General features: G+C 69.3%; 27 protein-coding genes. 11 read left to right on the top strand and 16 right to left on the bottom strand.

Going from position 1 to position 26237, the window contains the following annotated elements:
* Positions 1-124: 124 nt before the first annotated feature.
* Positions 125-1171: a hypothetical protein gene (locus AB0B91_RS02550; protein ID WP_358314135.1), complete on the top strand. Its 1047-nt coding sequence runs from the start codon at positions 125-127 to the stop codon at positions 1169-1171.
* A gap of 211 nt (positions 1172-1382) precedes the next feature.
* Here the strand turns inward: AB0B91_RS02550 and AB0B91_RS02555 are convergent, their stop codons facing one another.
* The gene (locus AB0B91_RS02555; RefSeq protein ID WP_358314137.1) at positions 1383-1523 is read right to left on the bottom strand and encodes a hypothetical protein; all 141 of its coding nucleotides are present in this window, start codon (positions 1521-1523) and stop codon (positions 1383-1385) included.
* Between the two features lie 180 nt (positions 1524-1703).
* On the opposite strand from AB0B91_RS02555, the gene AB0B91_RS02560 reads away from it, so the two are divergent.
* The gene (locus tag AB0B91_RS02560; RefSeq protein ID WP_358314140.1) at positions 1704-3047 is read left to right on the top strand and encodes a cytochrome ubiquinol oxidase subunit I; all 1344 of its coding nucleotides are present in this window, start codon (positions 1704-1706) and stop codon (positions 3045-3047) included.
* A gap of 10 nt (positions 3048-3057) precedes the next feature.
* On the top strand, positions 3058-3936 hold the full coding sequence (cydB, locus tag AB0B91_RS02565) for a cytochrome d ubiquinol oxidase subunit II (RefSeq protein WP_358314143.1): 879 nt from the start codon (positions 3058-3060) through the stop codon (positions 3934-3936).
* Between the two features lie 6 nt (positions 3937-3942).
* On the opposite strand, the gene AB0B91_RS02570 is transcribed toward cydB, so the two are convergent.
* The 5 genes from AB0B91_RS02570 to AB0B91_RS02590 form a co-directional block, all read right to left on the bottom strand.
* The gene (locus AB0B91_RS02570) at positions 3943-5235 is read right to left on the bottom strand and encodes a tetratricopeptide repeat protein (RefSeq protein ID WP_358314146.1); all 1293 of its coding nucleotides are present in this window, start codon (positions 5233-5235) and stop codon (positions 3943-3945) included.
* Between the two features lie 145 nt (positions 5236-5380).
* Positions 5381-5668 carry an AsnC family protein gene (locus AB0B91_RS02575; RefSeq protein ID WP_358314149.1) on the bottom strand — a complete coding sequence of 96 codons (288 nt, stop codon included), beginning with the start codon at positions 5666-5668 and terminating at the stop codon, positions 5381-5383.
* Between the two features lie 112 nt (positions 5669-5780).
* A complete protein-coding gene (locus tag AB0B91_RS02580; protein WP_358314152.1) occupies positions 5781-5978 on the bottom strand; it encodes a carboxylesterase family protein in 198 nt (65 codons plus the stop codon).
* A 3-nt stretch (positions 5979-5981) separates the two neighbouring features.
* On the bottom strand, positions 5982-6860 hold the full coding sequence (locus AB0B91_RS02585) for a VOC family protein (protein WP_358314155.1): 879 nt from the start codon (positions 6858-6860) through the stop codon (positions 5982-5984).
* Positions 6861-7074: 214 nt separating this feature from the next.
* The gene (locus AB0B91_RS02590) at positions 7075-7968 is read right to left on the bottom strand and encodes a helix-turn-helix transcriptional regulator (protein ID WP_358314158.1); all 894 of its coding nucleotides are present in this window, start codon (positions 7966-7968) and stop codon (positions 7075-7077) included.
* Between the two features lie 392 nt (positions 7969-8360).
* Between AB0B91_RS02590 and AB0B91_RS02595 the strand changes: the two genes are divergently transcribed.
* Positions 8361-8954 (top strand): short chain dehydrogenase, encoded by a 594-nt coding sequence (locus tag AB0B91_RS02595; RefSeq protein WP_358314161.1) that lies wholly within the window; start codon positions 8361-8363, stop codon positions 8952-8954.
* Positions 8955-9005: 51 nt separating this feature from the next.
* Here AB0B91_RS02595 and AB0B91_RS02600 read toward each other — a convergent pair whose 3' ends face one another.
* Entirely contained in the window at positions 9006-9974 is a 969-nt protein-coding gene (locus AB0B91_RS02600) for a hypothetical protein (protein ID WP_358314164.1), read from the bottom strand.
* Between the two features lie 237 nt (positions 9975-10211).
* Here AB0B91_RS02600 and AB0B91_RS02605 point away from each other — a divergent pair, with 237 nt between their 5' ends.
* Entirely contained in the window at positions 10212-11204 is a 993-nt protein-coding gene (locus tag AB0B91_RS02605; RefSeq protein ID WP_358314167.1) for a hypothetical protein, read from the top strand.
* Between the two features lie 59 nt (positions 11205-11263).
* On the opposite strand, the gene AB0B91_RS02610 is transcribed toward AB0B91_RS02605, so the two are convergent.
* Positions 11264-12289: a LacI family DNA-binding transcriptional regulator gene (locus tag AB0B91_RS02610; RefSeq protein WP_358314170.1), complete on the bottom strand. Its 1026-nt coding sequence runs from the start codon at positions 12287-12289 to the stop codon at positions 11264-11266.
* A gap of 135 nt (positions 12290-12424) precedes the next feature.
* On the opposite strand from AB0B91_RS02610, the gene AB0B91_RS02615 reads away from it, so the two are divergent.
* The 6 genes from AB0B91_RS02615 to AB0B91_RS02640 are packed head-to-tail and all read left to right on the top strand — an operon-like array spanning position 12425 to position 18288.
* Positions 12425-13264 carry an ABC transporter permease gene (locus tag AB0B91_RS02615; protein WP_358314173.1) on the top strand — a complete coding sequence of 280 codons (840 nt, stop codon included), beginning with the start codon at positions 12425-12427 and terminating at the stop codon, positions 13262-13264.
* Between the two features lie 7 nt (positions 13265-13271).
* Positions 13272-14294: an ABC transporter substrate-binding protein gene (locus tag AB0B91_RS02620; protein ID WP_358314176.1), complete on the top strand. Its 1023-nt coding sequence runs from the start codon at positions 13272-13274 to the stop codon at positions 14292-14294.
* A 2-nt stretch (positions 14295-14296) separates the two neighbouring features.
* Positions 14297-15079 (top strand): ABC transporter ATP-binding protein, encoded by a 783-nt coding sequence (locus AB0B91_RS02625; protein ID WP_358314179.1) that lies wholly within the window; start codon positions 14297-14299, stop codon positions 15077-15079.
* Between the two features lie 48 nt (positions 15080-15127).
* On the top strand, positions 15128-15865 hold the full coding sequence (locus AB0B91_RS02630) for a hypothetical protein (protein ID WP_358314182.1): 738 nt from the start codon (positions 15128-15130) through the stop codon (positions 15863-15865).
* A gap of 36 nt (positions 15866-15901) precedes the next feature.
* The gene (locus AB0B91_RS02635) at positions 15902-17353 is read left to right on the top strand and encodes a PQQ-dependent sugar dehydrogenase (RefSeq protein WP_358314185.1); all 1452 of its coding nucleotides are present in this window, start codon (positions 15902-15904) and stop codon (positions 17351-17353) included.
* Entirely contained in the window at positions 17350-18288 is a 939-nt protein-coding gene (locus AB0B91_RS02640) for a hypothetical protein (RefSeq protein ID WP_358314188.1), read from the top strand. Before AB0B91_RS02635 ends, AB0B91_RS02640 begins: the two co-directional genes overlap by 4 nt.
* A 44-nt stretch (positions 18289-18332) precedes the next feature.
* Here AB0B91_RS02640 and AB0B91_RS02645 read toward each other — a convergent pair whose 3' ends face one another.
* The 8 genes from AB0B91_RS02645 to AB0B91_RS02680 all read right to left on the bottom strand — a co-directional run bounded on the left by AB0B91_RS02645 (position 18333) and on the right by AB0B91_RS02680 (position 26227).
* Positions 18333-18674: a hypothetical protein gene (locus tag AB0B91_RS02645; protein ID WP_358314191.1), complete on the bottom strand. Its 342-nt coding sequence runs from the start codon at positions 18672-18674 to the stop codon at positions 18333-18335.
* Positions 18675-18857: 183 nt separating this feature from the next.
* Positions 18858-19907 carry a leucine-rich repeat domain-containing protein gene (locus AB0B91_RS02650; RefSeq protein ID WP_358314194.1) on the bottom strand — a complete coding sequence of 350 codons (1050 nt, stop codon included), beginning with the start codon at positions 19905-19907 and terminating at the stop codon, positions 18858-18860.
* Positions 19894-22296: an aerobic carbon-monoxide dehydrogenase large subunit gene (cutA, locus tag AB0B91_RS02655; RefSeq protein WP_358314197.1), complete on the bottom strand. Its 2403-nt coding sequence runs from the start codon at positions 22294-22296 to the stop codon at positions 19894-19896. Before cutA ends, AB0B91_RS02650 begins: the two co-directional genes overlap by 14 nt.
* A gap of 2 nt (positions 22297-22298) precedes the next feature.
* Positions 22299-22775 carry a (2Fe-2S)-binding protein gene (locus AB0B91_RS02660; protein ID WP_219530900.1) on the bottom strand — a complete coding sequence of 159 codons (477 nt, stop codon included), beginning with the start codon at positions 22773-22775 and terminating at the stop codon, positions 22299-22301.
* Between the two features lie 13 nt (positions 22776-22788).
* Positions 22789-23670 (bottom strand): FAD binding domain-containing protein, encoded by an 882-nt coding sequence (locus AB0B91_RS02665; RefSeq protein ID WP_358314200.1) that lies wholly within the window; start codon positions 23668-23670, stop codon positions 22789-22791.
* On the bottom strand, positions 23667-25037 hold the full coding sequence (locus AB0B91_RS02670; RefSeq protein WP_358314203.1) for a solute carrier family 23 protein: 1371 nt from the start codon (positions 25035-25037) through the stop codon (positions 23667-23669). Before AB0B91_RS02670 ends, AB0B91_RS02665 begins: the two co-directional genes overlap by 4 nt.
* Before the next feature lie 195 nt (positions 25038-25232).
* On the bottom strand, positions 25233-25877 hold the full coding sequence (locus AB0B91_RS02675; RefSeq protein ID WP_358314205.1) for an NYN domain-containing protein: 645 nt from the start codon (positions 25875-25877) through the stop codon (positions 25233-25235).
* A gap of 146 nt (positions 25878-26023) precedes the next feature.
* Entirely contained in the window at positions 26024-26227 is a 204-nt protein-coding gene (locus AB0B91_RS02680) for an RNA-binding S4 domain-containing protein (protein WP_358028224.1), read from the bottom strand.
* Positions 26228-26237: the final 10 nt, after the last annotated feature.

Consider the following 26237-nt stretch of genomic DNA (forward strand, 5'->3'; position numbering starts at 1 on the left):
CCTTAATCGAATACAGGTTCGCATAAAGGCTTCCCTGTGCACTCGCCAAAGTTTACGATCTTCCTGCTGCTCCACGTAGATGAGGTCGTCACAACGGCCCCACGACGGAACGGGGAAGATCGATATGAGACGCAAGCTGCTCACGTCCGGCGTCGCCTTAGGCTTGCTGGGCGCCACCGCTCTGGCCACACCCGCCCATGCGGCGAACGTGGTGTCGGCCCCGCTGGCCTTCAGCGCGGCGGAAGCCCAGCAGGTCGCGGCGTTCTGGCTGGCCGACGGGGCCGCCAACCTCAGGGCCGCCACCCCCTTCGCCCCGCCGCACGAGGTCCGCGGGGAACGCACGTCCGGGGCCATCGTGCCGTCCACCCAGCCCGTCCAGTACAACCCCGTGGCTCCGCTGGCGGAGGGCGACCTGCCCCAGACCGCGGGCAAGGTGTTCTTCGTCGGCGGTGACGAGCAGCCACACTGGTGCTCGGGAGCCGCCGTGCACACGCAGTACCGCAACGTCGTCGCCACGGCCGCGCACTGTGTGTACGACACGGTGGGCGCGCCCGTCACGACCCACAACTGGGTCTTCATCCCCGGTTCCGCCGAAGGCGCGACCCCGTTCGGCCTCTACGTCGGCAAGCGGGCGTTCACCCACTACGACTTCACCCAGTACCAGGACCATGACCGCGACTTCGCCTTCGTCAACGTCTACAGCGGCGTCGTCCCGTCCGCCGACGGAACGCTGACCACCAACGGGAGGCTGGCGGACATCGTCGGCGGGCAGGGCCTGACCTTCAATCAGGAGATCAACGAGACGACGGCCCCCGCTGTGGACATCTTCGGCTTCCCCGCCGGCCCCCACCCCGACGCAACCCGGCCCTACACCGGCCAGAGCCTCGAACGGTCCACCGGCAGGACATCCGCGATGAGCCTGACCAGTCCGCCCGCCGATCAACTGGTCGGCGTCGAGTCCCCGTTCACCGGCGACGGCTCGCTCGGCTCCGCCTGGCTGAAGGACTACAGCGACGAGCACGGCCTCGGCTACCTCAACGGCATCACGACCGGGGTCTCCGACACCGACGGCGACGGCCGCTACGACACGGGGGTCTCCCCGTACTTCGACACTGAACTGGCCATGATCTTCAAGGCCGCGGCCGCCTCCTGGACCGGCCGCATCACCTGAGCATCACGCCGATCCCCATGCGCCATCCCCCGCGCCTGCCAGAAGCGCCCCGCCCCGGGGAGACGCGGGCTCCGGCCCACCGCGCAGGAAGTACAGGCCGGCCATGATCCATCACGTTGCCCCGCGGCAAGCCGCGGCAACCGTGAGAAGCGCGGCAGCGACCGCGGCAAGCCGGACAAACGCCAGCTGACCGCGCCCCGACGAGGGAGGGTCAGCGGGCGTCTGCCGCGGCGACCATCGTCTCGATCTCTGCGGCCAGCAGCTGGCCGGCGTCCATGCCCATGCTGTCGAAGGCGCCGGAGATCTCGAGCGGCGTAACCGGCTGACACCCAGCACCGTGGACCAGGTCCACCCCAAGACGTACGCACGAATCAGCCCCTCGGCTGACGCGCCCGAACACCCCCGCACGCCATCGTGAGACCACCGATCGCAGGCTTGTGACGAAGATCGCATAGCCCAGCTCTACAGCCTGTAGTACTACTGTAAGTAGACGCACTACAGCTTGTAGAGCAAAGCACCCGGTGGGGGGAAGATGGACGCGCTCGATCTCGCGCGGTGGCAGTTCGGGGTGACCACCGTTTACCACTTTCTGTTCGTGCCGTTGACGATCGGCCTGGGCATCTTCGTGGCCGGGCTGCAGACCGCCTGGCACCGGACGGGCAAGGAGCGCTACCTCCGGCTGACGAAGTTCTTCGGCAAGCTGTTCCTGATCAACTTCGCCATGGGTGTGGTCACCGGCATCGTGCAGGAGTTCCAGTTCGGCATGAACTGGAGCGAATACTCCACGTTCGTCGGCGACGTGTTCGGCGCGCCCCTGGCCATGGAGGCGCTGCTGGCGTTCTTCATGGAGTCCACGTTCCTGGGACTGTGGATCTTCGGCTGGGAACGGCTGCCGAAGAAGGTCCATCTGGCGTGCATCTGGGCCGCCGCCATCGGCTCCAACTTGTCGGCCTATTTCATCCTCGCGGCCAACGCCTGGATGAAGCACCCGGTCGGTTACGAGGTGGTCGGCGGCCGCGCCAGGATGACCGACCTGTGGGCCGTGCTCACCAACCCCACCGCGATCGCCCAGGTGCCGCACGTCATAGCCGCCGCCTTCATCGTGGCGGGCGGGTTCGTGCTGGCGGTGAGCGGCTACTGGCTGCTGAAGACGAAAGCACCCATGTGGCGCAGCGCCGCGCGGGCCGCGCTGGTCATGACCGCGCTGGCCGGGGCCGTCGTCGCGGGCACCGGCGACACCTCGGCCAGGCTGCTGTACGAGCAGCAGCCGATGAAGCTGGCCTCCGCCGAGGGCCTCGAACACGACACGGCCGGAGCCCCGTTCTCCATCGCCCCCGGCATCGAGATCCCCAACCTTCTCAGCCTCCTCGCCACCCACGACTTCACCGCCACGGTCCAGGGCACCGAGGACCTGCAGGCCAAGTTCGAGCGGCAGTTCGGCCCCGGCGACTACCGGCCCAACCAGACCGTCGTCTTCTGGTCGTTCCGGGTGATGATCGTCTTCGGCCTGACCACGGTGGCGCTGTCGGTGCTCGGCCTCTGGCTCACCCGCCGCAGACGCGACCTGCCCGATTGGCTGGCCCGGACCATGGTGCTGGCCCTGCCCCTGCCGTTCCTCGCGATGATCGCCGGCTGGCTGCTGAGCGAGATAGGCCGCCAGCCGTGGACGGTGGCGGGCGAACTGCTCACGGCCGCCAGCGTGTCGCCCGGCGTGAGCCTCGCCGAGGTGGCCACCTCACTGACGATCTTCACCCTCCTGTACGGCGGGCTCGCGGTGGCCGAAGCCGTACTCCTGACCAGGCACGTACGCAAGGGCCCCGAGCAGACGGAGCCCGTCCCCGCGACCGAGCGACTCCAGCCGTCGCTGATGTATTGAGGTGCAGACAGTGATCAATCTGTGGTTCGTCATCATCGCCTTCCTCTGGACCGGCTACTTCGTGCTCGAGGGCTTCGACTTCGGCGTGGGCCTGCTGGCACCGTTCGTGAGCAGGGGCCCCGAGCAGCACCGGCAGAGCCTGGAGACGATCGGCCCGGTCTGGGACGGCAACGAGGTGTGGCTGATCACCGCCGTGGGCGCCATGTTCGCGGCCTTCCCCGCCTGGTACGCCGGAATGTTCAGCGCCTTCTACCTGCCGGTGGTGCTGATCCTGGTCGGCCTGATCGTCCGCGGCGTCGGCCTGGAATGGCGCGGCAAGGTGACCAACCCGTTCTGGTGCGACCTGGGCATCGTGGCCGGCAGTGCCCTTCCGGCGTTCCTGTGGGGCGCGGTCTTCGCCGACCTGCTGTTCGACAGCGCGCTCGCCGCGCTCGTGGGCGGCCTCTTCACACTGGCCACGTGCGTCCTGCACGGCGCCGTCTTCCTGTCGCTCAAGACCGACGGCCCCGTACGCCGACGCGCCCGCGCGACCGCGCTGGCCGCGAGCGCCGTGGTCCTGCCGCTGGCCGTGGCGGCGCTGTCCGCCCTGGGCTCGATCCCCGCCCTGATCTCCATGGCGGCGCTGGCCGCCGCGGCGGCACTGACGTTCCGCCGCAGGGAGGGCTGGGCCTTCGCCGCCACCGCCGGCGCCATCGCCCTGGCCTCCGTGGCGCTCTTCGCCGAACTTCGGTGGGCTCCTCTACCCGGCCTCACCCTCACGGACGCGGCCTCGGGGCCGTACACCCTCACGATGCTGAGCTGGATCGGGCTGATCACGCTGCCGTTCGTGCTGGTGTACCAGGGGTGGACGTACTGGGTGTTCCGTAAGCGCGTGGTCCTGACGCACTGACAGGACTCACCCGCGGGTGATGTACAGGTGCATGTCGGTGTAGTCGAAGGTGATCGCGAAAGGCTTGAAGAACTCGTGGGTGAAGTTGGCGATCAGATCGAAGCCGAACTGCGCGGACTGACCTGGGCCGGGGAACCCGGGAAAGACCTGCTCGGCGGCATGGCCGCGCACCTCGCGCCCGACGGCCCCGCCCAGGCTGATGCGCTCGGCCGTGATCGGATAGAGCTTGGTTCCGGGCTGTGGGATGGGATGGTCGTAGTCCACCTTCATGCCCACCCGCTCGGCGATCTCCACCGTGGTGTCGAGGCCGACGCCGATGCCGCCGGTGTCGAGGGTGACCATCCGCGGCCCGTAGTCACCCAGACTGCCCAGCGTGCACGGGTAGTGGTCCCCGGCCAGCCACAGCGGGAGCCGGTCGGCGGCGCCCGCGCGCGGCGCGGCCTTGGCCTTGGGCCGCAGGATCAGGGCGCGGCCGGCGTAGTTCATCGTGGTCAGGAAGTGGTAGAAGATCGTCGTTCCGAACGCGCCCGCCGCCGGTGACCCGTCAGGCAGGGACGGCCGCTGCGCGTCGCTCCACTGCACCGGAAGGTTCCGGATCTCAATGTTGCCGATCTTGAACGAGTCCAGGACACCGAGCCAGATGGTGATCGGCTGATTGTTGGCGACGCCTCCCGAGTGGCTCGCCACCGCCCGCAGCCCCGCCGCTTCCGCCACCTCGCGCGACAGGTCGAGCGTCGCGTAGGTGTCGAGCCAGAACGTCCCGGGCCTCCCCCCGTTCAGGCTGGCTTCGACGGCAGGCACGGGATCCAGGGTGACGAAGGGCAGATGCGCGCTCCGCGCCCCGTGAATCTGCCATGGTGAGCCGCTGATCTGGGAGTAGAGGTCGGCGTACGCCTTGTCACGAGGGCGGCCGGTCCCCTGGAGCAGCGGTATAGCAGGGGCGAGCTGATCTTGCCGGACGAAGCACTCGGCCAGCCGCTGCGCCGAGGCGACGTCGCCGGGCTGCAGGGCGACGGCCTTGGACAGGTGCTTCTCCGCCTCGCCGAAGCGGTTGGACAGCAGGGCGATGTATCCGGCCTGGGCGTAGGCGTGCGCGTTCCGCGGATCCTCGCGCAGGAGGCGCCGATAGCCGCGCTCGGCCGCGGCGAACCTGCCGTCCTTGAACAACTGGTCAGGATCGTCCGCGGCGGCGAACGCCGGGCTCGGGACGGAACCCAGCAGGGGAAGGCTCGCGGCCACGGCCAGGCCCCGCAGGAACGCGCGCCGGTCGGGGGCATCGAAATCGGCCGAAGGGGTCATATCAAGGTCCTCACGTCGTGCTAGACACGTCGCACTGCCGCGGTAATCGCAGCGGTCGTGAGGCCACACAACCCGGAGGCACGTTTCCCCGGCGTTTCCATGCCGGTGCCTACCATCGGCGATCAGGCGTCCAACGGCAGACCGGTCAGCGGAGCCCTTCAGGGGGCAGACCAAGCACGCCGGAAAGGGGCAGTGGCCAGACCTGCCCAGGGAGAGGAGCTGGTTCAGTGGATACGGCGTGGCGAGCCAAGATAGGGGGTGACCGCCGCGATGGCCTCGGCGCCGGGCTTGGCGTAGAGCGTGCCCGACGAGCCAGTGCCTCAGCGATGGGTCCGGCCGCATCGGACACCTCCAGCACGGACGCGATACGGCTGAAGGGCGCGCGGCCGTCCACGTGCAGGGCGTGGACGATGGCGCGATCGAGCTCGTCCATGGCCAGGGCAGCCACGGTGGTCAGGCCAGCGTGATGTGCTCGACGTGAGGGAAGGCGGGCCAGCCAGGCGAGCCGTCGTGGATGAAGGCCGTCCAGGCGTCCTGCACCTGCCTCACGAGCTGCTCAAGCTGCGCGGCTGCGGGGCTGCCAGGCCCGGTCGGACGGCATCCAGCACGCCGTTCCACCGCGTCGGCTGCGGCGCGGCGAACCGCTCGGCGCGGGCATAGGGGATGCCGAGGAAGACGGTGACCGCGCCGCCCGCGGGGACGCCGCGCAACGTCCCGGCGGGTGCGTGGATCAGGCCGGTCACCGGTCACACCTCCAGGAAGGCCAGCGCGGCGCCGCGGGCCTGGGCGGCCCCGACGAAGAACCCGCCGGGCATGTCCCCCGTGGTGAACCCGTTCCCCTCCACCAGGTCGCGGGCCGCCCGCACGTCCCGTACCGACACGGCTTGCCCGGCCATGTACGGCAATGCGGGCACCGGCTCGCCGGGCATCATCGCGCGGAAGGTGGACACCGCGACGACCTGCACCCGTCCCAGCGGCAGCGGCAGCACGTGCGCCGGCCCCTCGATCACCGGTTCGGTGTCCAGGATGAGGGCGTAGCGGGCGACGGTGGACTCCAAGTCGGCCTCGTCCACCACGAGCAGCACACTGTACAGGCCGGTGGCGCCGTTGGCGTGCTCCAGGTAGCGCGGCTGGTGGATCAGTTCGGGGGTCAGGTGGTACGCGGCGTGGATCAGGCCTTCGGGTGTGAGTGCGCGGTCGAGGTGGGCCGCCTGAAAGCGGGCGCTCTCCATACCGTCAGGGGTGTCTACATCCCGCTGCAGCGGCAGCACGCCGGAGGAGGACAAGCCGGTCGCGCGCAGGCGCTTTTCGGCGGTTTCGATGTCGGTGCAGCCGAAGGAGTAGCCGTGCAGGCCCTCGTACTGGGCGATGAGCGGGCGGATGTTCCAGGGGTCGACCGAGCCGTCCCCGTACAGGCCGAGCAGTTCCAGGTAGGTGCGGCCGAACAGGGCGCATCTGTTTCCGGCACCCATCGGCCCGCGTTCGCCGCCGGGGCGGTCGGAGCCCATGTGCATGGACAGCGGGCTGAGCGTGAAGCCGAGCGCCTCGTAGGTCGCCGCGGTGGCGTCCATGTCGGTGGTGTAGAGGACGGAGTGGTCGATCCGGTCGATGTCACGAGTAATCACGGGTGACAGGCTGCCGCCCGGCGGCCGCCGGTTCTAGCCAACGGGGTGCGATTGACGTCTTTCGACATTCAAGGCCCCATAGCGATGGAATCCCACGTGCTGGCGCCAACCTGCCGTTTCACGGGAGCAGCCTCGGGTTCAGCGACGTCGCTGCGGACGATCACCACTCCGGGTGAAGTCGGCCTCCTTCAGTCTCGTACTTGGTCTGCCCCCCTCAGAGGCGGCGCGCCTTGATGTCCAGTGACCCGACGAGCGGCGTAGCGGTGGCGGTCAGGCCGGCGAGCATCCGCAGGGCGGCTTCGGAGGGTGAGCCCGGTTCGGCGTTGAACACGGCCACGCGCTGCCCCTCGTCGTTCGGCAGGACCATGAACTCGGCCATGAGCGTCATGCCGCCCACCACCGGGTGGCAGTAGGTACGGGCTGCGGTGCCGCAGTCACCCACCCCGTGGGCGGCCCAGAGCTCCGCGAACTCGGGGCTGCCGAGGGTCAGCTCGCTGATGAGCCTGCTCAGCTCGGGGGCGCCGGGGTGGCGTCCGGCGATCAGCCGCAGGTCTTCGACAGTGGACCGGGCCTTACGGGTCCACTCTGGATAAAGCTCCCGCATGTGGGGGTCCAGGAACAGCATGCGGGCGATGTTGGGCCGCTCGGTGGCCCGGTTCGGCGCGGCCGCGTCAAGATGGCCGGCCAGCAGAGCGTGCGCCATCGGGTTCCACGCGAGGACGTCGAGGAAGCGCCCCATGATGAGAGCGGGCACGTCCCCGAACGACTCGATCATGAGTCGTACACCCGGCCGTACCTGCTCGGGCTTGGCGGCGACCCTACGGCGGGTTGCCGAACGCTTCGGCCGGGCCAGTGAGTACAGGTGGGCGCGCTCGTCATCGTCCAGACGCAGAACGCGGGCGACGGCGTCGAGCACGGCATCCGAGGCATTGGGACTCTGCCCCTGTTCGAGCCGCGTGTAGTATCCGGCGCTCACCCCGGCGAGCTGAGCCAGCTCCTCGCGGCGCAACCCCGGCACCCGGCGCCGCCCCCCGTACGTGGGCAGCCCGGCATCCTCCGGCCGCAGCCGCGCCCGCCTCGATCGCAGAAACTCCCCCAACTCCGCCATACGTACCAGTGTCGCGGAGCCAAGACCGTCGAGCCTTCACCGGCCGATCGCCAACGCCTCGTACGTGACCTTTGTCGTAAATCTGGGAAAGCCAACCGAGAGGCGCCACTGCCGCGGGAGGTGCACCTTGACCATCGAGATGATCACATCGGATGGGAGAAGGCTCGCAATCGAGGACAGGGGAAATCCGGAGGGCTGGCTACCTCGGCCATGAGCGCCCACCGGATGGCACCAGGTACGGGCCGCGGTGTGGGCGACTCCGAGTTCCGCGAGCCGAGCCTGCACCTGCCAGATGTAGTCACCGCAGGTGTACACCCGGCAGATGGCTGGGCCCGGCATGCCGACCTGTCGCAATCTGGTCCCTACCAGCCACCAGACGGAACGGACCTACGGTGAAGATTCTTGTGATCGGTGCGACGGGAACCATCGGCAGCGCGGTCGCCGATGCGTTGGCGGCGCGCCATGAGGTGCTGCGTGCGTCCCGCCGTGGCCCAGCGCGGGTGGACATGGCGGACGCCGCGTCGATCGACGCCCTGTTCGCGCAGGTCGGCGAGGTGGACGCGGTAGTGTGCTGCGCCGCGAGCGGCGGCCTCACCCCGCTGGACGCGCCGTCGGACCCGGACTTCTGGAACGGCCTCGACGGCAAACTCATCGGGCAGGTGAACCTGGTACGGCGAGCGCTCACCCACGTACGCGACGGCGGATCCGTGACGCTCACCAGCGGCCGGTTCGCCGAGCCCATCCCGGGGAGTTCGCTCGGCTATCTGGTCAACGCCGGCCTGGAGGCGTTCGTACACGCCGCGGCGACGGAGATGCCGCGGGGCGTCCGCCTGAACACCGTCAGCCCCGGCTGGGTCCGCGAAACCCTCCTGAGCCTCGGCATGGACCCGGCTCCCGGCACCCCGGTGACCGAGGTCGCCCGGGTCTACGTGGAGGCCGTGGAAGGCACCGCCCACGGCCGTACGCTCACGGTGGCCGCGTCGTGAACCGCGCGACCGGGCGGGCCAGAGTACGACGTCGATCGCCTCGCGAACCCGCTACGCCCGGATCTCCGGCGAGGCACTCGCTCGGCTTCCACGCCGAGAGACCAGCACCGTTCCGATGGCGAAAGCGCTGAGCACGCAGCCGATCTGCACAAGGGCCAGGGAGGCGGGTACGGAAGGCAGCCTCCCGAGATCACCCAGCGCCGCCGCGGGCAGGAACATCAGCAGTGCCACGCGCCGTCCCACCGCGAACCCCGCCGCGGATCCCGCGGCCGCCGCCATGATGATGAGCCAGGGCACAGGCTTCCAGAGCGCGATCTCATGATGGGTGGCGGCGTCGAGCAAGTGCCTGCCGACCTTGCTGGCCGCCAACCCGATCAGGCCGAGCGGCATCCAGAGCATGAGCGTACGCCGGGAGATGAGCGACATCCCGGTGGGAGCCTGACGGGTGAAGGCGGCGACGACCGCCACCACTTGCGCCAGGAGAGGCAGACCAACGCTCGGCAGTAACAGCCCGTCCAGTTCGCCGAAGGGCAGGGGGGAGCCTGACCCGTCCGACAGATACAGCAGGAAAGCGAGTGCGCCCAGCACGGCGATCCCCCGGTGACGGAACGCGACCGCGAGCACGGGCAGGGCGAAGACGATGATCGGTCGGGCCCAGTGCAGGAGCGACCACGGCTCTTGCATCCAGTAGTGAGGCAGGTCGGGGACGAGGACGAGGTTCTGCCCCAGCGACAGAACCTGGCGGGCCAGCGCGTCGGTCAGGACGAGAAGCGGCCACAGCGCCATGCCCACGGCCATGGCGTCCCGCCAGGCGGGCGCCGACACCGTACCGAAGGCCCGCCGGCAGTGCATCCGAATCGCGCCTGCCAGCAGATCGGCCATGTCAGCGATGTGCGGGCGGGTTTGACCGAGTCGTGATCCGGCCAGCAGTACGCCGATCATGTCTTCCTCGTGCCGGGCACGATGATCTTGGGGATACCAGGCCAGGATCCGCCGGTATCGAGCTTCGAGGGATCTCACGCCGTTCCTCCAAGGCCGGCGGCGCGCAGCCGCATGGGTTTCATTTGATCATTATATACCGATGATCTATCTATTAGCTGGGAGACATGCTCGCCGAAACGCCGGCCGCGACGAGACACCCGACCTCCCCCGTGCGGGGGACGAGACCATCGCGGTTCACGCCGGAGAGGGATCCTGCCCGGTCGACGGCTCCAGAAAGATCGACGGTGTCGAGATCGACCGGCTTTGGGGGTTCGGGTGCAGGTGGCACAGGATTCGGCGAGCTTTCCGGCTGTAGGCGCGCGATGGAGTGGGGTGCGCAGGCTCGCGGGCTATACCGCGGCGCTCGGGATGGCGCTCTATTTGGCCGTCAAGGTGGTCTGGGTCGTCGCGGCTTTACTGGGGCATGGTCCGGACGACTACAGCACCGGCGACTGGGTGGCGCTCAACGCCGTCACCGTGCTGATGGCGGTGACCGGGATCGGGTTGGGGCTGGCGCTGGCCCAGCCGTGGGGCCGTCGGCTGCCGGCCATCCCAGTGATCTTCGTTTCTTGGGTGGGTGCGGGGTTCCTGGTCCCGATGCTGCCCTATGTGGTGATCAGTAATGTTCTCGGCGCGCTCCGGATCGACCTGGGTGGTGGTGACGACTCAGCCTCGAGTCCGCGAGGAGAGGAGATCTTCATCACCATCGGCTTCGCCGCGATGGCCGTGGGGCTGGCCGTGGCCTTGCCGATCTACCTGAGAGAGCGATGGCCGCGTCCCTTTCTCGGCCGGGTCGGGGACGGTACCGCCCGCTCATCGAAGCCCGTCACGGCGGCGATGGCGGTGGCCGTCGGGCTGGGCCTGCTCTGGTCCTACTGGGCGCTGGGCGGGACGTTGGGCCTTGACCCGGCTCATCGCGATCACTGGGATCTCAACGGGCGGCTGCTGAACTCGAGTTCGGGACTGTGGGCCCTGCTCGGAGCCTGGAGCATCTGGACGGTCACGCGGCGCCGGCCTGTCCGGCTCCGACGGTGGATCCCCATGACGCTGGCCTTCGGGGCGTCAGGGTCGCTGTTCGCGTGGAGTTGCTGGAAGCTTCCCATGGCGATTCTGCGACCCGGAGGGTTCGTGACCGCGGAATACGTGATGGTCGCAATCATTGAGCACGCCTTGAGCATCGGTGTCGGCCTGACTCTCATGGCCGCCTTGCTGCAGGTCGCCCCGGGGACGGTGCCGCATGGGACACTCTCCCAACCGCCTGGCAAATGAGGGCGCTGTCGCGGGATCAGGAATTCGTGGGTGAATGGCGTTGTACAGGGCTGATGAGACTAGGGAGGGCCGGTGGTGCTGGCGCGGAGAACGACCCGGCCCGCGATCCGTTCGATCCGCCGCCGCCCCCGGCTCCCACCCCGTAAAGCAAGGGCCATCACCCGCTCCCCCATCTCCTCCAACGGCAGCGCCACCGTGGTCAGCGGCGGCGTCAGATCACGTACCACCGGAATGTCGTCGAACCCCGCCAGCGACACGTCATCCGGCACCCGCAGCCCCCGCTCCCGCAACGCCGCCAGCGCCCCCACCGCCATCACGTCGGTGGCGGCGAACAGGCACGTGGCATCAAGCCCCCGGTCCAAAAGGGCGGACGCCCCGGCGTAGCCGCCCTCGCGGCTGAACGGCCCCTCCACGACCTGGCCGGCCGACACCCCGGCCGCCGCCAGCGCGTCGCGGAAGCCGCCGACCCGGTCCACGACCGTGCTGAGGCCAGACGGCCCGGACAGCACGGCGAAGCGCCGGTGGCCGAGCGCCAGCAGGGCCCTGGCCAGGGCGGCGGCGCCTTCGCGGTTCTCCGGCAGTACGGTGTCGACGCGCAGGCTGCGGTGCCGGCTGACCACCGCGACCCGGCCGCCGGCGTTCAGGTAGGGCCGCAGTTCGACGTCCATGGCCCGCTCCCACCGCCGGTCCTCGAAGCCGGAGCCGATCAGCAGGATCGCGCGGGCCCGCTGGGCGCGCAGCATCGAGACGTAGGCCACCTCGCGCGCGCTGTCGCGGAACGTGCTGGCCAGCATCACCAGCAGGTCGCGCTGGGCGGCGGCGCGCATGACGCCTCTGGCGATGCCGGAGAAGTAGGGGTCGCTGACGTCGTGGCAGATCACGCCGACGGTCTCGTTGGAGGCCCGGACGAGGGCCTGGGCGTGGGCGTTCGGCGTGTACGCGAGCTCGGAGGCGGCGGCCTCGACCCGGTCGCGCAGGTCTTCGCGGACCTTGGCGGTGCCGTTGAGGACGCGTGAGGCGGTGGCGAGGGAGACTCCGGCGGCCGTCGCCACATCCCGCAGAGTGACGTGAACGCGATCGGCCACTCGCCCTCCTGTAACAGGAAGTTCACGACCTTGACCCCTCGACCGTACCGGGTTAGCGTACCGCAGGAAAGCGCTTTCAGATAGCGCTTTCTCGCATATGGCCTGATGGCACGCGGTGAAGGGAGACCTTCGATCGTGGTACAGACTGTTGATGGGATCATGCGGCGCGAGAGCCCGAGCTCGCGCGACCGCGTCGTGGAACTGGTGGACCGCTCCTGGCGGCCCCTCGCCCTGCTCGCCGCCTGCTATGCGATCTGGTGGGCGATCACCGAGTTCGAGATCGTGCCCCGATATCTCGTACCGTCGCCCGGGGTCACCCTCCAGGTGATGGCCGACAAGGCCGGCTACCTCGGTCACCACACACTGGTGACCGGCTATGAGACGGTGCTCGGCTTCGCGATCGCCGTCGTCGTCGGCATCGCCGCGGCCGTGCTGATGGTGGCCTCGGCCGAGGTCGAGAAGACCCTTTATCCGCTGCTGCTGTTCGCGCAGGTCGTCCCGAAGATCGCGATCGCCCCGCTGTTCGTGGTCTGGCTTGGGTTCGGGCTGACTCCGAGGATCGTGGTCGCCGTGCTGATCGCGTTCTTCCCCGTCGTCATCTCCATGGTCACCGGCCTGAAGTCGGTGGACCCGGAGATGCTCCAGCTGGCTTCGACCATGGGCGCGAGCCCGGCCAAGACCTTCGTCAAGATCAGGTTTCCCGCCTCCCTGCCGTTCCTGTTCTCCGGGTTGAAGGTCGCCGTGACGCTCGCGGTCACCGGGGCGGTCGTGGGCGAGTTCGTCGGCGGCAACGACGGGCTCGGCTCGGTCATCCTGCAGGCCAACGGCAACATCGACACGCCCATGCTGTTCGCGGGACTCCTTGTCATGTCATTCCTCGGCGTCGTGCTCTTCGTCGCCGTCGAGTTCGCCGAGCGGCTGCTGCTGCCCTGGCACGCCAGCCGCCGCGGTGACGCCGTAACCGTGACCTACTGAGGACGCCATGAAGACACGCACGCTGATCGCCGCCTTAGCCCCGGCCCTGCTCCTGTTCGCCACCGCGTGCGGCTCCGGCGGCGGCGAGAAGACCACCAGCTCGTCGGGCAAGCAGCTCGACAAGGCCACGCTCACGCTCAACTGGTATCCGTACGGCGAGCACGCCCCGTTCTACTACGGCAAGTCGAAGGGCATCTTCGAGAAGCACGGCATCGACCTGACGATCCAGGCCGGGCAGGGCTCCCAGAAGACCGTGCAGGCCACCGGCGCCGGCCAGACGGACTTCGGCTGGGCCGACACCCCCGCGCTGCTCGGCGGGGTGAGCCAGGGCGTGCCGGTGAAGAGCCTGGGCGTCTTCCTGCAGACGACCCCGGCCTCGGTGCAGTTCTTCCAGGAGAAGAACATCACCAAGCCGGCCGACCTGAAGGGCAAGACGATCGCCTCGACGGCCGGTGACGCGCTCACCAAGACGTTCCCGGTGTTCCTCAAGGCCAACGGGATGACCGACGCCGACGTCAAGCTGCAGAACACCGACCCGGCCGGCAAGATCGCGGCGGTCATGTCAGGGCAGACGGACGCGCTGCTCGGCTACGCCTCCGACCAGGGCCCGACCATGCAGAACAAGGCCGGCAAGCCGGTGGCGTACCTGCGCTTCTCCGAGTTCGGCCTGAACTACTACAGCAACGGCCTGCTCACCTCCGCCAGCTTCCTGCAGAGCAAGGCCGACCTGGCCAAGCGGATGGTCGCGGCCACCAGCGAGGCGTGGGCGGCGGCGGAGAAGGACCAGCAGGCCGCGGTGGACGCCATGAAGGGCGCCTCGGAGCAGCTGCCCCCGGCGCAGGTGCTGCTCGACCAGTTCAAGACCACGACCACGCTGCTGCACACGGACGCCACCCAGGGCCAGGCCCCGGGGGTCAACACCGAGGCCGACTGGCAGAAGACGATCGACACGTTCGCCAAGGCCGGCCTGGTCTCCAACCCGCAGGCGCCCAGCGCCTACTGGGACTCCAGCGTGGCGCCGAAGGGATGACCGTGACGCAACAGGCCCCCGCCGTCGAGATCGACACGGTGGCGGTGCGGTTCCGATCGAAGAAGCGCGACGTGCTCGCGCTGGAGAACGTGTCGATGGACGTCCGCCCCGGCGAGTTCGTGTCCATCGTGGGCCCGTCGGGGTGCGGCAAGTCCACGCTGCTCAAGCTGGTCTCCGGGCTGCTCAAGCCGTCGGCGGGCGCGGTGCGGCTGCTCGGCGGGACCGTCGGCGGCCCACGTCATGACGTCGGGTACGTCTTCCAGCGCGCCGCCCTGCTGGAGTGGCGTACGGCGCGCAAGAACATCCTGCTGCAGGCCGAGATGCGCGGCATGCCACAGAAGGAGGCCGCCGCCCGGGCGGACGAGCTGATCGCCATGACCGGGCTGACGGGCTTCGAGGACTCCTTGCCGCACGAGCTGTCCGGCGGGATGCAGCAGCGGGTGGCGCTCTGCCGCGCGCTGCTGCACCGGCCGCCGGTGCTGCTCATGGACGAGCCGTTCGGCGCGCTCGACGCGCTGACCAGGGAGCAGATGAACGTCGAGCTGCACCGCATCTGGCACGAGACCGAGACCACGGTCCTGCTGGTCACGCACTCCATCGCCGAGGCGGTCTACCTCGGCAACCGGGTGGTCGTCATGACGCCGCGGCCGGGCACGATCGCCGAGGTCATCGACGTGGCGCTGCCGCGGGTGCGTGACTACGCGGCGACCATGTCGCAGCCCGCGTTCGCCGCCGCGACCAGCCACATCCGCGACCTGCTGGGGGCCGCCGGCCACAGCGACTGACCGCCCCGGCCACTCGGATCCGCCCCTCCCCCCACTGAGAGGATTCCGATGCCCACGTTCATCCGCCTATGCGCGCTCGGCCTGGTGCTGATCCTGGCCCAGTTCATCGCGCCCACCGCCCACGCGACCGCCGCGGATCAGCCGGCGACCGGCCAGGCCGCAGCCGCGGCCGAGTGCGGCAGGGGCCGTACGGTCGTCCGCAACACCAACGCCGGCGCCAACTGGGCGCCGGTGACCCCGGCGAAGTGGCAGTTCCCCGGCGACCAGGTGATCCTGGCCGAGGCGGGCGAGCAGCGTCCGGGCCCGCGCCGTCCCTTCGAGTACGCCGTGCTCCAGAAGGGCCCGTCCTTCGGCTCGGTGCAGATCGACGCAGAAGTGCGCCTCGACACCCCGACCAGCGTCAGCAACCGCGACGTGATCATCGTGTTCGGCTACCGCTCGGACACGGAGTTCTATTACACCCACCTCTCCCAGGACAACACCATCTACCCGCACAACGGCATCTTCGTAGTGAACAACGCCGACCGGCTCCGCATCGACGACCAGTGGAACGGGCAGGTCGGCGCGCCTCCCGCGGTCACCGACGAGCAGTGGCACAAGGTCCGCGTCCGGTTCTGCACCGACACCGGCCGCATCTCGGTCTTCGTCGACGGCTCGGCCACGCCGCTGATGACGGCCACGGACCGCACCTTCACCTCGGGCCGGGTCGGCTTCGGCTCGTTCGACAACATCGGCAGGGTGCGCGGCCTGACCGTCACGGGCACCCCCGCCTGCAAGACCGGCTGAACAACACTCCCAACAACCCTCAGGTGGTGGACAGGAATGCCGAAATACCTCCGGTACCTCCTTGCCGCGATGCTGGCGACCGCGTTATGGGCGTCACCCGCAGTCGCGCTGGACTCGACCCCGCTCGACGATCCCATCCCGGAGAATCCCACCGCGTCCGCTCTCACGCTGACGCTGACCGAGTACGCCACTTTTCCCAAGACCGAGCCGGTCCCCACACCCACCGACCAGCGGCTGATGCGCTGGGCCAGGATCAACAACATCGGCGAGATCCCCGACGGGTCGCACCGCCAGTTCGTCAACGACCTCAACGGCAAGCTGTACCTGCTGAAGAACGGCCAGCCGCAGGAGTACCTCGACGTCGGCGCCACGTTCGCGCCGGACTTCCTCTCCGGCCGCGGCCTGGGCTCCGGGTTCGGGTACGTCGCCTTCCACCCGGACTTCGCCCGTAACGGGAAGTTCTACACCGTACACACTGAATGGGGAGCGGCGCTCACCACCAAGACGCCGGACCTGACCCCGCAGCCCGACACCAAGTTCCACGGCGTGCTCACCGAGTGGACGGCCACGAACCCGAAGGCCGACACCTTCAGCGGCACCCGCAGAGAGGTGCTCAGGCTCGGCTTCAACGGCCAGGTCCACGGCATCCAGCAGATCGACTTCAACCCGTTCGCGCGGCGCAGGGACGCCGACTACGGCCAGCTCTACATCGCGGCCGGCGACGGCGGCCGGGGCGTGTCGAGCGACGACCCGCAGAACCTGGCCATCCCGCAGGGCAAGCTGCTGCGCATCGACCCGCTGGGCACGAACGCGGCCAACGGCAAGTACGGCATCCCGGCGAACAACCCGTTCGTCACCAAGGCGGGCGCGATCGGCGAGATCTACGCCTACGGCATGCGCGACCCGCACCGGTTCAGCTGGGACCCGCAGGGCAACAGGCTGTTCCTCGGCCACATCGGCGAGCACGCCATAGAGGCGATCTACGAGGTCAAGGCCGGTAACAACCTGGGCTGGAGCGAACGCGAGGGATCCTTCGTGTTCAACAAGGCCGACCGCTGCCACCTGTACACGCTGCCCGACAACGACGCGACGTTCGGCTACACCTACCCGGTCGCGGCCTACGACCACGACCCGCCGCCCGGGCACTCCTGCACGGCCGACAGCGGTCACGCGGTGGCCGGTGGATTCGTCTACCGCGGCTCGCGGCTGCCGCTGCTCTACGGCAAGTACCTGTTCGGCGACATCGTCGACGGCCGCGTCTTCTTCACCATCGCCGGTCAGATGAAGCAGGGCGCCCCGCGCGCCACGATCTACCAGCCCAAGCTGGTGAACGCGAGCGGCACCGCGGTCACCATGCGCGACCTGGCCGGGAACACCCGGGTGGACCTGCGCCTGAGCCGGGACGCCGCGGGCGAGCTCTACCTGCTGTCCAAGGCCAACGGCAAGATCTGGAAGGTCACCGGCGCCTGCATGACGGCGACGCCATGAGATACCGGTATCTGGCCCCCGTGGTGGCTCTCGTGCTGACGGCGACGCTCGCCACCCCGGCCGCCGCCCACGACCGGCCCGGCGTGCTGCCCACGCTGCGCCACAACCTCGTCGCCGCGTACGACTTCGACCACCCGGTCCCCGCGGACCCCGCGCGGGAGCGCGACCAGGGCAGGTCGGGGACGGACATCACGCTGATCAACGGCGGCGCAGCCATGCGCGTGGCCGACGACGCCCACCGGGGCAGCGGACACGCCATCCAGCTCCAGCAGGTGAACCCTGCCACGATGGGCAACGACGACTGGAAGGCCGGGATCTACTCCGAGACCGGAGTGCCCACCCTGCACGCCTTCAACGCCGTCAAGGGCGCCACCGTCATGGGCTGGTTCAAGATGACCGGCCAGAACCCCAGCCCCAACTCCAACACCGAGGACCCGGCCGACCAGTTCGGAGCGATCGGGCTGGCCGGGGTGCTCAGCGGCAACTCCCAGGGCCACGACGTGCGGGCCCTGCTCGAACTCATCACGGTGAACGGGGAGCTGCGCGTGGTCGCGCTGGGCAGGCGCGTCGACGGCGGCAGCTCCCAGACGTTCGCCGCGAGCGAGCCCTGGCAGAGCGTGCTCCCGCTGAACGAATGGGTCTTCCTCGCGGCCACGTTCGACTTCGACAACGCCACGATGAAGCTCTACAAGAACGGCCGGCCGCTCGACGGCTTCTACACCCTCACCGGCGACCCGTGGGCCGTGGAGGGCGCGCCCGAACCCGATCTGACCTCGGCCACCGACCCCCGAGGCATCAAGATCGGCGGAAGCTACCCGCAGAACACCAGAGAGAACAACCCGTGTAACTGCCGGATGGACGACCTGATGTTCCTCGACAGGGTCGCCGCGCCCATAGAGGTCTGGGCCCAGTACAAGCTGGCGACCCGAGGCTGAACGGCTGGGGCTGGGAGGACTCCCACCGCCTTCCCAGCCCTCCGTCAGCCGGTGGTGCCGCTAGTCTGCATCTGCTTGGTCCTGTGGTCCTTGAGATGGAGCTCACCGTGCAGCCGCTCCTTGATCAGATCGAGCACCTTGCGGCTGGACAGCACGGTCCACCGGTTGCCGACCAGGTGCGGGTTGTATTCGGGCGCGGTGTCCATCCAGGCGTCCTTGCCTTCCTGGGTGGCGAAGGTGTTCACGAAGAACTCGCCGTCCTGGGTCTTGCAGAAACCCGTACGAAGCTCCTTGGCGTTCACCTGGATCTTCGGCTTGCAGCCCACCTTCTCGGACAGTTGCTCGACGGTGTACACGTTGTTGTCGACCACCTTGGGCTTCTGCACGATGGCTTCGCCCCCAGCATTCGCGGCGCTCTCGCCCGCGCCTACTGAGCCGCTGGCGTTAGTACAGCCAGCGACGAGCCCGACCAGCAGCGCAGTAGCGGCCAGACGTGGAAATGTCGTCATGTGCCGAGATACGCAACCCTCATAGGGCCGGTTCACTTTCGCTTGAGATAAAACCGAGATTCACCGCAGGACGACGCAGCCGCGCTCGGCCAGGCGGCGCAGCGCGTCAGGCTCGCCGTCGAGCTTGTTCCAGCGCAGGTCGAGCTTCTCCAGCGCGGGCAGGTCGCCGAGGCTCTCGGGCAGCGTCCTGAGCCGGTTGTTGCGCAGGTCCAGGTGGGTGAGCCGGGCCAGCCCCGCGACCGCGCCGGGGAGCGAGCGCAACTGGTTGTTTCGCAGGTCGAGCACGCGCAGCTCGCCGAGCTCGCCGATCGAGGCGGGCAGCGCGGCCAGCCGGTTGCCCTGCAGGTGCAGCTCGCGCAGCCGGCCCAGCCCGCCGATGGAGCCGGGCAGCTCCGCCAGCCGGTTGTTGTAGAGCCGGAGCTCGACCAGCGACGCCATGCCGCCGAGCGCCTCGGGCAGGCCGGTCAGCAGGTTGTCGGTCACGTTGAGGTAGGCGAGCCGGTCGAGCCGGCCGATCGCGGCGGGCACCTCGGTGAACCGGTTGTCACTCAGGTAGAGGTAGTCGGTCAGGCCCAGGTCGCCGATCTCCGGCGGGATCGCGGTGAGCTGGTTGTGCCCGAGGTCGAGCATGCGCAGCCGGGTCAGGCCGCCGATCGCCGCGGGCACCTCGGTGAGCGCGTTCTCGGCCAGGTTGAGCGATTCGAGCCGGGTCAGCTTCCACAGCGCGTCGGGGACGCCGGTCAGCCGGTTGCCGCCCGCCGCCAGGTGCCGCAGCCCGGTGCTGAGCCGTTCCGGCAGCGTCTCGATGGCGTTGCCGTACAGGGAGAGTGTCTCCAGTGACGGCGGGCAGCCGGGGACCTCGGTCAGCCGGTTGCCGTCGAGGTGCAGCGCCCGAAGTCCGGTGAGTGCGGCCAGGCTCGGCAGTGAGCTCAGGCGGTTGCCGTCCAGCCGGAGTTCCGCCAGCGACGTCAGGCCGCCCAGCCACGCGGGGAGCTCGGCGAGTTCGTTCCAGGCCAGGTCGATCAGTCGCACCTCGCCGAGTTCGGCGGCCGAGCCGGGGAACGTGGTCAGACCCGCGCCGGGTGCGCGCAGTTCGTCATGGATCGTCACGGCGCCGATCATCGCACGCGCCGCCGCCGGCCTGTCCGGCGAGGTTCCTGAGGTCGAACAGCTCGGACGGCGAGATCGGCATGCGGTCGATCTCGATGCCCTCCGCGTCCTCGATCGCCCCCGCGATCACCGCCGAGACCGGGATCACCCCGGCCTCCCCCGCTCCCTTGATGCCGAGCGGGTTGAGCGGCGACGGCGTCTCCAGGTGGGCGGTCTCGATGTGCGGGATCTCGGTGACGTACGGCATGAGGAAGTCCATGAACGAGGCGTTGAGCAGTTGCCCGTGCCCGTCGTACACCATCCGCTCGTACAGGGCGCCGCCGATGCCCTGGGCGACTCCCCCGTGGATCTGTCCCTCCACGATCATCGGGTTGATCAGCCGGCCGCAGTCGTGCACGACCGCGTAGCGCAGCACCTTGATCTCGGCGGTCAGCGGGTCGGTCTCGACGATGGCGGCGTGCATCCCGGCCGCGAACGTGGACCTGATCGGCGAGTAGTAGTCGCGCCCCTCCAGCCCCGGCTCGTCGCCCTCGGCCACCGGCGGCTTGTCGGGCGAGGAGTTGCCGGAGAACTGGGTCGCCTTGGCCGCCTCCTCGTCGAAGGCGTACCGCAGCGGGTTGGCCAGGACCGCCACCGTGGACAGCGGGATCGAGGCGGACGGGGCGCCCACCACGTGCACCAGGCCGTCGGCGATCTCCAGGTCGCCCGGGTCGGCCTCCAGCGCCTCGGCGGCGATGCGCAGCGCCTTCTCGCGCACCTTGCGGCAGGCCAGGGCGATGGCGTTGCCGCTCATCACCGCCGCGCGGGAGGCGAACGTGCCCACCGCGTACCCGAACCTGCGCGTGTCGCCCGTGACGACCGAGATCCGCTCGATGGGCACGCCCAGCTCGGTGGCGGCGATCTGGGCGAACACGGTCTCGTGGCCCTGCCCCTGCGAGGTGAGCCCGGTGGAGACGTGTACGCGGCCGTCTGAGGTGATCTGGACGTGGCCGCCCTCGTACGGGCCGACGCCGGTGCCCTCGACGTAGCAGCCGATGCCGATGCCCCGGTGCTCGGCGGGCTCGAAGTCGTCCCAGCCGATGAGCTCCTTGATCATGCGGAGCATCTCGGGATAGTCACCGCTGTCGTAGATCAGCGGGCGCCCGTCCTGGAAGATCATGCCCTGGTCGTAGGGGAACTCGTCGGGCCCGATGAAGTTCGCCGCGCGCACCTCGGTGCGGTCCTTGCCCAGGTAGCGGGCGATCTTGTCCATCGTCCGCTCCATGCAGAACACGGCCTGCGGCCGTCCCGCCCCCCGGTACGGGGTGACCTGCACGGTGTTGGTGTAGACGGCGGAGAACTCGACCCGATAGGCACCGATCCGGTACGGCCCGAGCAACTGCGTCGAGGTGATGATCGGGACGATGATCCCGTACGGCGTGTAGGCGCCGTGATCGTGCAGGATCGTCACGTCCAGCCCGTTGACCACCCCGTCGTCGTCGAACCCGACCTTGACGTGCTGCACCTGGCCCCGCTCGTGCGCCGAGGAGATGAAGTGCTCGCGCCGGTCCTCGGTCCACTTGACCTCCTGGCCGAGGCGCATCGCCGCCCACGGCACCAGGATCTCCTCCGGCCACGGGTGCACGATCTTCACCCCGAACCCGCCGCCCACGTCGGGCGCGATCACCTCGACGTGCGGCAGGGGCAGGTCCAGGGCGGCGGCGACGGCCATGCGGACGCTGGTCGAGGTCTGGGTGCTGGTGTAGACACGCAGGTCGGAGCCGTCCCACCGGGCGTACACGCCGCGGCCCTCCAGCGGCATGCTCGCACTGCGCTCGATGTCGAGCCGGAAGGACAGCGTGTGCGGCGACGCCTCGATGGCCTCGCGGGCGCTCCGTCCCGTCCGGCTCGGTACCTCCTGCACCAGATGGGCGCCCACGTTGCCCGGTACGTCCTCGTGCACGAGCTGGGCGCCCTGAACCGCCTCCTCCAGCCCCACCACCGGCTTGAGCGGCTCGTAGTCGACCTCGATCAGCCCGCACGCGTCCTCGGCCAGGTAGCGGTCCCTCGCCACGACCATCACCACCGGCTCGCCCACGTGCCGGACGACGTCCCTGGCCAGCGGGTAGGCGGTGCGGCCGTGGGTGAGCGCGGGATGCGGGATCAGCAGGGGCAGGGGGCGGCCCACCCGCTCGGGCAGGTCCTCCCAGGTGTAGATCGCGACCAGGCCGTCGACGTCGAGCGCGGCGCTCACGTCGATGTCGCGGATGCGGGCGTGGGCGTGCGGCGACCGCACGAACGCCGCCTCCAGCGCGCCGGAGCCCAGGTCGTCGAGGTACCGGCCGCCGCCGGTGAGCAGCCTGGGGTCCTCCCGGCGCTGGACCGCCTCCCCGAACAGCCTGGTGGTCATCCCTAGGTCTCCTCGGCGATCAGCTCCGCCGCCCGGTGGACGGCCTTGACGATGTTCTGGTAGCCGGTGCAGCGGCACAGGTTGCCGGAGATGCCGTCGACCACCTCCTCGTCGGTGGGCGCCGGGTTGTCCCGCAGCAGCGCGGTCACCGTACAGAGGAAGCCCGGTGTGCAGAAGCCGCACTGCAGCCCGTGGCACTCCGCGAACGCCCGCTGCACCGCCGACATCCCGTCCGGTCCGGCCAGCCCCTCCACCGTGGTGATCGCCTGCCCGTCGACGGTCACCGCGAACGTCAGGCACGACCGCACCGGCTCGCCGTCCAGCAGCACGGTGCAGCACCCGCACACGCCGTGCTCGCAGCCCACGTGCGTGCCGGTCAGCCCGAGGTCGTGGCGCAGGCAGTCGGACAGCAGCCGCCGCCCGGGCACCCGCACCCGCCGCGCGGCGCCGTTCACCACCAGCGTGATCTCGCGCTCCAAACCGGCCTCCCTTTCACGTCCCTGCTGGATCGCTACCCCACGGTTCCGCCGCCTCACGGGCCGCGTCCTTCAGCGCCTGCTCGGCGAGGACGCCGACCAGGTGCAGGCGGTAGGCGGCGCTCGCGTGGATGTCGCCTTCCGGCTCGGTCTCTTCTCGTACGGCCTGCGCCACGGCCGCCCAGTCGACGGTCGAGGCGGGACGGCGCTCGCACAGCCCGCCCACGTCCACGACGACCGGCACCGGCCCGACGCTGACGCAGGCCACCCGGGCGGCGGCGATGCGCAGGTCGTCGTCCAGCGTGACCACCGCGCACACCCCGGCCAGGGCGTAGTCACCGTGCCTCCTGGCCACCTCGCGGAACGCCGTGCCGGACCTCGGCGGGGGTGACGGGAAATATGCGGACACAGCCAGCTCGCCCGGCTGGACGGCCGACTCCATCGGCCCGACGAAGAACTCGGCGGCGGCCACCTCGCGGCTCCCCCCCAGCCGGGCCAGCCGCACGGTCCCGCCGAGCAGGGCCAGCACGGCGGGGAGCTCGGCGGCCGGGTCGGCGTGCACCAGGCTGCCCACCACCGTGCCCCGGTTGCGGATCACCGGGTGGGCGACCAGCCGGAGCGCCTGCCGCAGCAGCGGATGCCCGGCCTGCCGCTCCACCTGGGAGTGCCTGGCCAGCGCGCCCACGGTGACGCCTTCCGCGGACGGGTCGACGGTGGCCAGCGACTCGACGCGGTTGATGTCGACCAGGTGCTCGGGCGCCACCAGCCGCATGTTGAGCATGGGGATCAGGCTCTGGCCGCCGGCGAGCACCTTGCCGTGCGGACCCACCTCGGCGAGGACGTCGAGGGCCTCGCCGAGGTCGCGCGGCGCGTGGTGTTCGAACGGCGGCGGCTTCACCCGGCGTCGCTCCCGAGAGGGGCCGGTCCTTCGTCCGGGGCCCGCCCGCCGATGGCGCGCAGCAGGTGATAGCCGCCCACGACGACGATGGTGCCGAGCGCGATGCCCTCCAGCCGGAAGTCGCCGCTGATCAGTTGCTTCACCGGACCGATCGCCAGGATGATGCCCGCGCCGATGGGGACCATGTTGACCGGGTCGGCGAAGTTCACCCGGTTCTCGATCCAGATCTTGGCGCCGAGAAGGCCGATCATGCCGTACAGGATGACGGTCACACCGCCCAGTACACCAGAGGGAGTGGCGGAGACCAGCGCGCCGAACTTCGGACTGAGCCCGAACAGGATGGCGATGAGGCCGGCGATGTAGTAGGCGGCGGTGGAGTAGACCTTGGTGGCGGCCATGACGCCGATGTTCTCGGCGTAGGTGGTGGTGGGCGAGCCGCCGACGGCGCTGGTCACCACGGTGGCGACGCCGTCGGCGGCGATGGCGCGGCCGACGTAAGGATCGACGTCGGTCCGCGTCATCTCTCCCACGGCCTTGACGTGACCGATGTTCTCCGCGATCAGCGCGATCACCGCGGGCAGCACGAGCAGCACGGCCGAGAACCTGAAGTCTGGCAGATGAAACGACGGCAGGCCCACCCAAGGCGCGTCAGCGAGCTTGGAGAAGTCGACGCGCAGGTGCGGGGCGATCTTGAGCGTGCCGTCGGTGTAGGCCGGGACCTGGCCGAAGAGCTGGTCGGCGACCCAGGACAGCGCGTACCCGACGATCAGGCCGATGAGAATGCCGATCCGCCCGATGAAACCCTTGAACGCCACCACGACCACGAACGTCACCAGCATCGTGATCAGCGCCATCCACTGGTCCTGCGGCCAGTAGACGTCCGCCACCACGTACGCCAGCCCGAACCCGATCAGCATGACCACCGCGCCCGTGACGACCGGCGGGAAGATCCGGTGGATGATCTCCACCCCGAGGAAGTGCACGGCCACCCCGGCCAGCGCGAGCACCAACCCGACGACCAGGATCGCGCCGGTCACGATGGCGTCCGCGCCCGCGGTGTCGCCGCCGAAGATCGCCCTGATGGCGAACACCCCGCCCACGAACGACGCGCTGGTGCCTAGGTAGCTGGGTATCCTGCCCTTCACGATCAGCAGGAACAGGATCGTGGCCACACCCGACATCATGATCGCGACATTGGGGTCCAGCCCCATCACCAGCGGGAACACGAACGTCGCGCCGAACATCGCGATCACGTGCTGCGCGCCGAACCCGATCATGCGCGGCCAGGTCAGCCGCTCGTCGGGCCGGACGATCTCACCGGGAGCCAGGTGCTTGCCGTCGCCGTGCTTGGTCCAACCGAAAACCATGTGAGCCCCTCTTCACCCGGGCCGCCGCTTCCAGTGCCGCCCCGCAGGCTCCTTCTGCATCCCGCCTGAGATTCGTGCTGCCGTTGCGGGCACATTAGGCCCGTGGGCGTGCTCGTACACGGGCATGATCTGCCAAATTCGCTTTCCTGACCAGAGGTGTGGTTGCGCACTACCTTCGGAGGGTTCGGTGAACGGTCAGTTCCAGTGCGGGGGGCGATGGTAGACGGCATCTCCAGGGCCGCTCACCACATCGGGGAACTGGGAGCGCCGCACGACGGCCGCTCCGATGGGAAACCACGCGTCGCTACACCTGCGCTGGCCGTCCGAGCTTTTGCCCGGTGGGAAGGCGGCGACGACCCGCGTCTTGGTTCCACGCAGCACGTCGATCTCGCGGATCTTTTCGACCGCCGCGCAGAGATCCGAATCGGCCGACACGAGCATGACGACATCGATCGCACTGAGTGCGACGTCAGCGACCATGGCGCTCGCGATGGCGGCGTCGGTCTTCTTCTCCTCGTAGGACCGCCAGGTGGCGCCGCACTTCCGGCATCTCCTCAGCTGCTCCTGAAACCTGCCGAGCACCACGTCGGCGCCGTGGGCTTTCAGCGCGGCCAGGTAGGCCCGTTGCCGCTCCACGGAAGTCGGGTCGCCGCGCACCAGCGTGGTGAAGTAGGTGACCAGTTCCAGCCGCTGCCCGGGCCTGAGCAGGTCCCGGGCCATCGCCGCCAGGTCGAGCCAGAGGTCACGCCGACCGCTGAGGCGCTTGAGACCGTAGTAGAGGTTGAAGCCGTCGACGTACACTCCGACGCGCGCTGTTTCGGTGTTTGACTTGTCACCCACGGCGACCTTCCCTAACATGGAGTCATGCAACGCCCGGGGCTACGTTCCCGGGCTCTACGGCCCCCGGCGACGGGGGCCGTTTCTTTTTCACTCTCATGTTCGAGGATAGTAAACAGCGAATAATCTCGTAGTGACTTCCCGTGACTTCAGTGCACCTGGATCGAGAAGCCGTCCCCCGTGACCACCTGCCCCGCCCGGATCTTGCACGTCTTGCGGAGCTCCACCTCCCCGTCCACCGACACGAGCCCCTCGGCGATCAGGTGTTTGGCCATGCCGCCCGTCTCCGTGACCCCGCAGTACTTCAGCAGGTCACACAGCGGGATGTACTCGGAGCGCAGTTCGAAGTCCACGACCACTCAG

Source organism: Nonomuraea sp. NPDC049141, assembly GCF_040648415.1.
Classification (GTDB): Bacteria; Actinomycetota; Actinomycetes; order Streptosporangiales; family Streptosporangiaceae; genus Nonomuraea.

What these genes read in the sequence shown, in the direction of transcription:
- AB0B91_RS02640 (WP_358314188.1), top strand. Translation starts at nt 17,350, where the DNA reads ATGAGATACCGGTATCTGGCCCCCGTGGTGGCTCTCGTGCTGACGGCG.
- AB0B91_RS02620 (WP_358314176.1), top strand. Translation starts at nt 13,272, where the DNA reads ATGAAGACACGCACGCTGATCGCCGCCTTAGCCCCGGCCCTGCTCCTG.
- AB0B91_RS02670 (WP_358314203.1), bottom strand. Translation starts at nt 25,037, where the DNA reads ATGGTTTTCGGTTGGACCAAGCACGGCGACGGCAAGCACCTGGCTCCC.
- AB0B91_RS02630 (WP_358314182.1), top strand. Translation starts at nt 15,128, where the DNA reads ATGCCCACGTTCATCCGCCTATGCGCGCTCGGCCTGGTGCTGATCCTG.
- AB0B91_RS02635 (WP_358314185.1), top strand. Translation starts at nt 15,902, where the DNA reads ATGCCGAAATACCTCCGGTACCTCCTTGCCGCGATGCTGGCGACCGCG.
- AB0B91_RS02575 (WP_358314149.1), bottom strand. Translation starts at nt 5,668, where the DNA reads ATGGACGAGCTCGATCGCGCCATCGTCCACGCCCTGCACGTGGACGGC.
- AB0B91_RS02560 (WP_358314140.1), top strand. Translation starts at nt 1,704, where the DNA reads ATGGACGCGCTCGATCTCGCGCGGTGGCAGTTCGGGGTGACCACCGTT.
- AB0B91_RS02550 (WP_358314135.1), top strand. Translation starts at nt 125, where the DNA reads ATGAGACGCAAGCTGCTCACGTCCGGCGTCGCCTTAGGCTTGCTGGGC.
- AB0B91_RS02590 (WP_358314158.1), bottom strand. Translation starts at nt 7,968, where the DNA reads ATGGCGGAGTTGGGGGAGTTTCTGCGATCGAGGCGGGCGCGGCTGCGG.
- AB0B91_RS02570 (WP_358314146.1), bottom strand. Translation starts at nt 5,235, where the DNA reads ATGACCCCTTCGGCCGATTTCGATGCCCCCGACCGGCGCGCGTTCCTG.
- cutA (WP_358314197.1), bottom strand. Translation starts at nt 22,296, where the DNA reads ATGACCACCAGGCTGTTCGGGGAGGCGGTCCAGCGCCGGGAGGACCCC.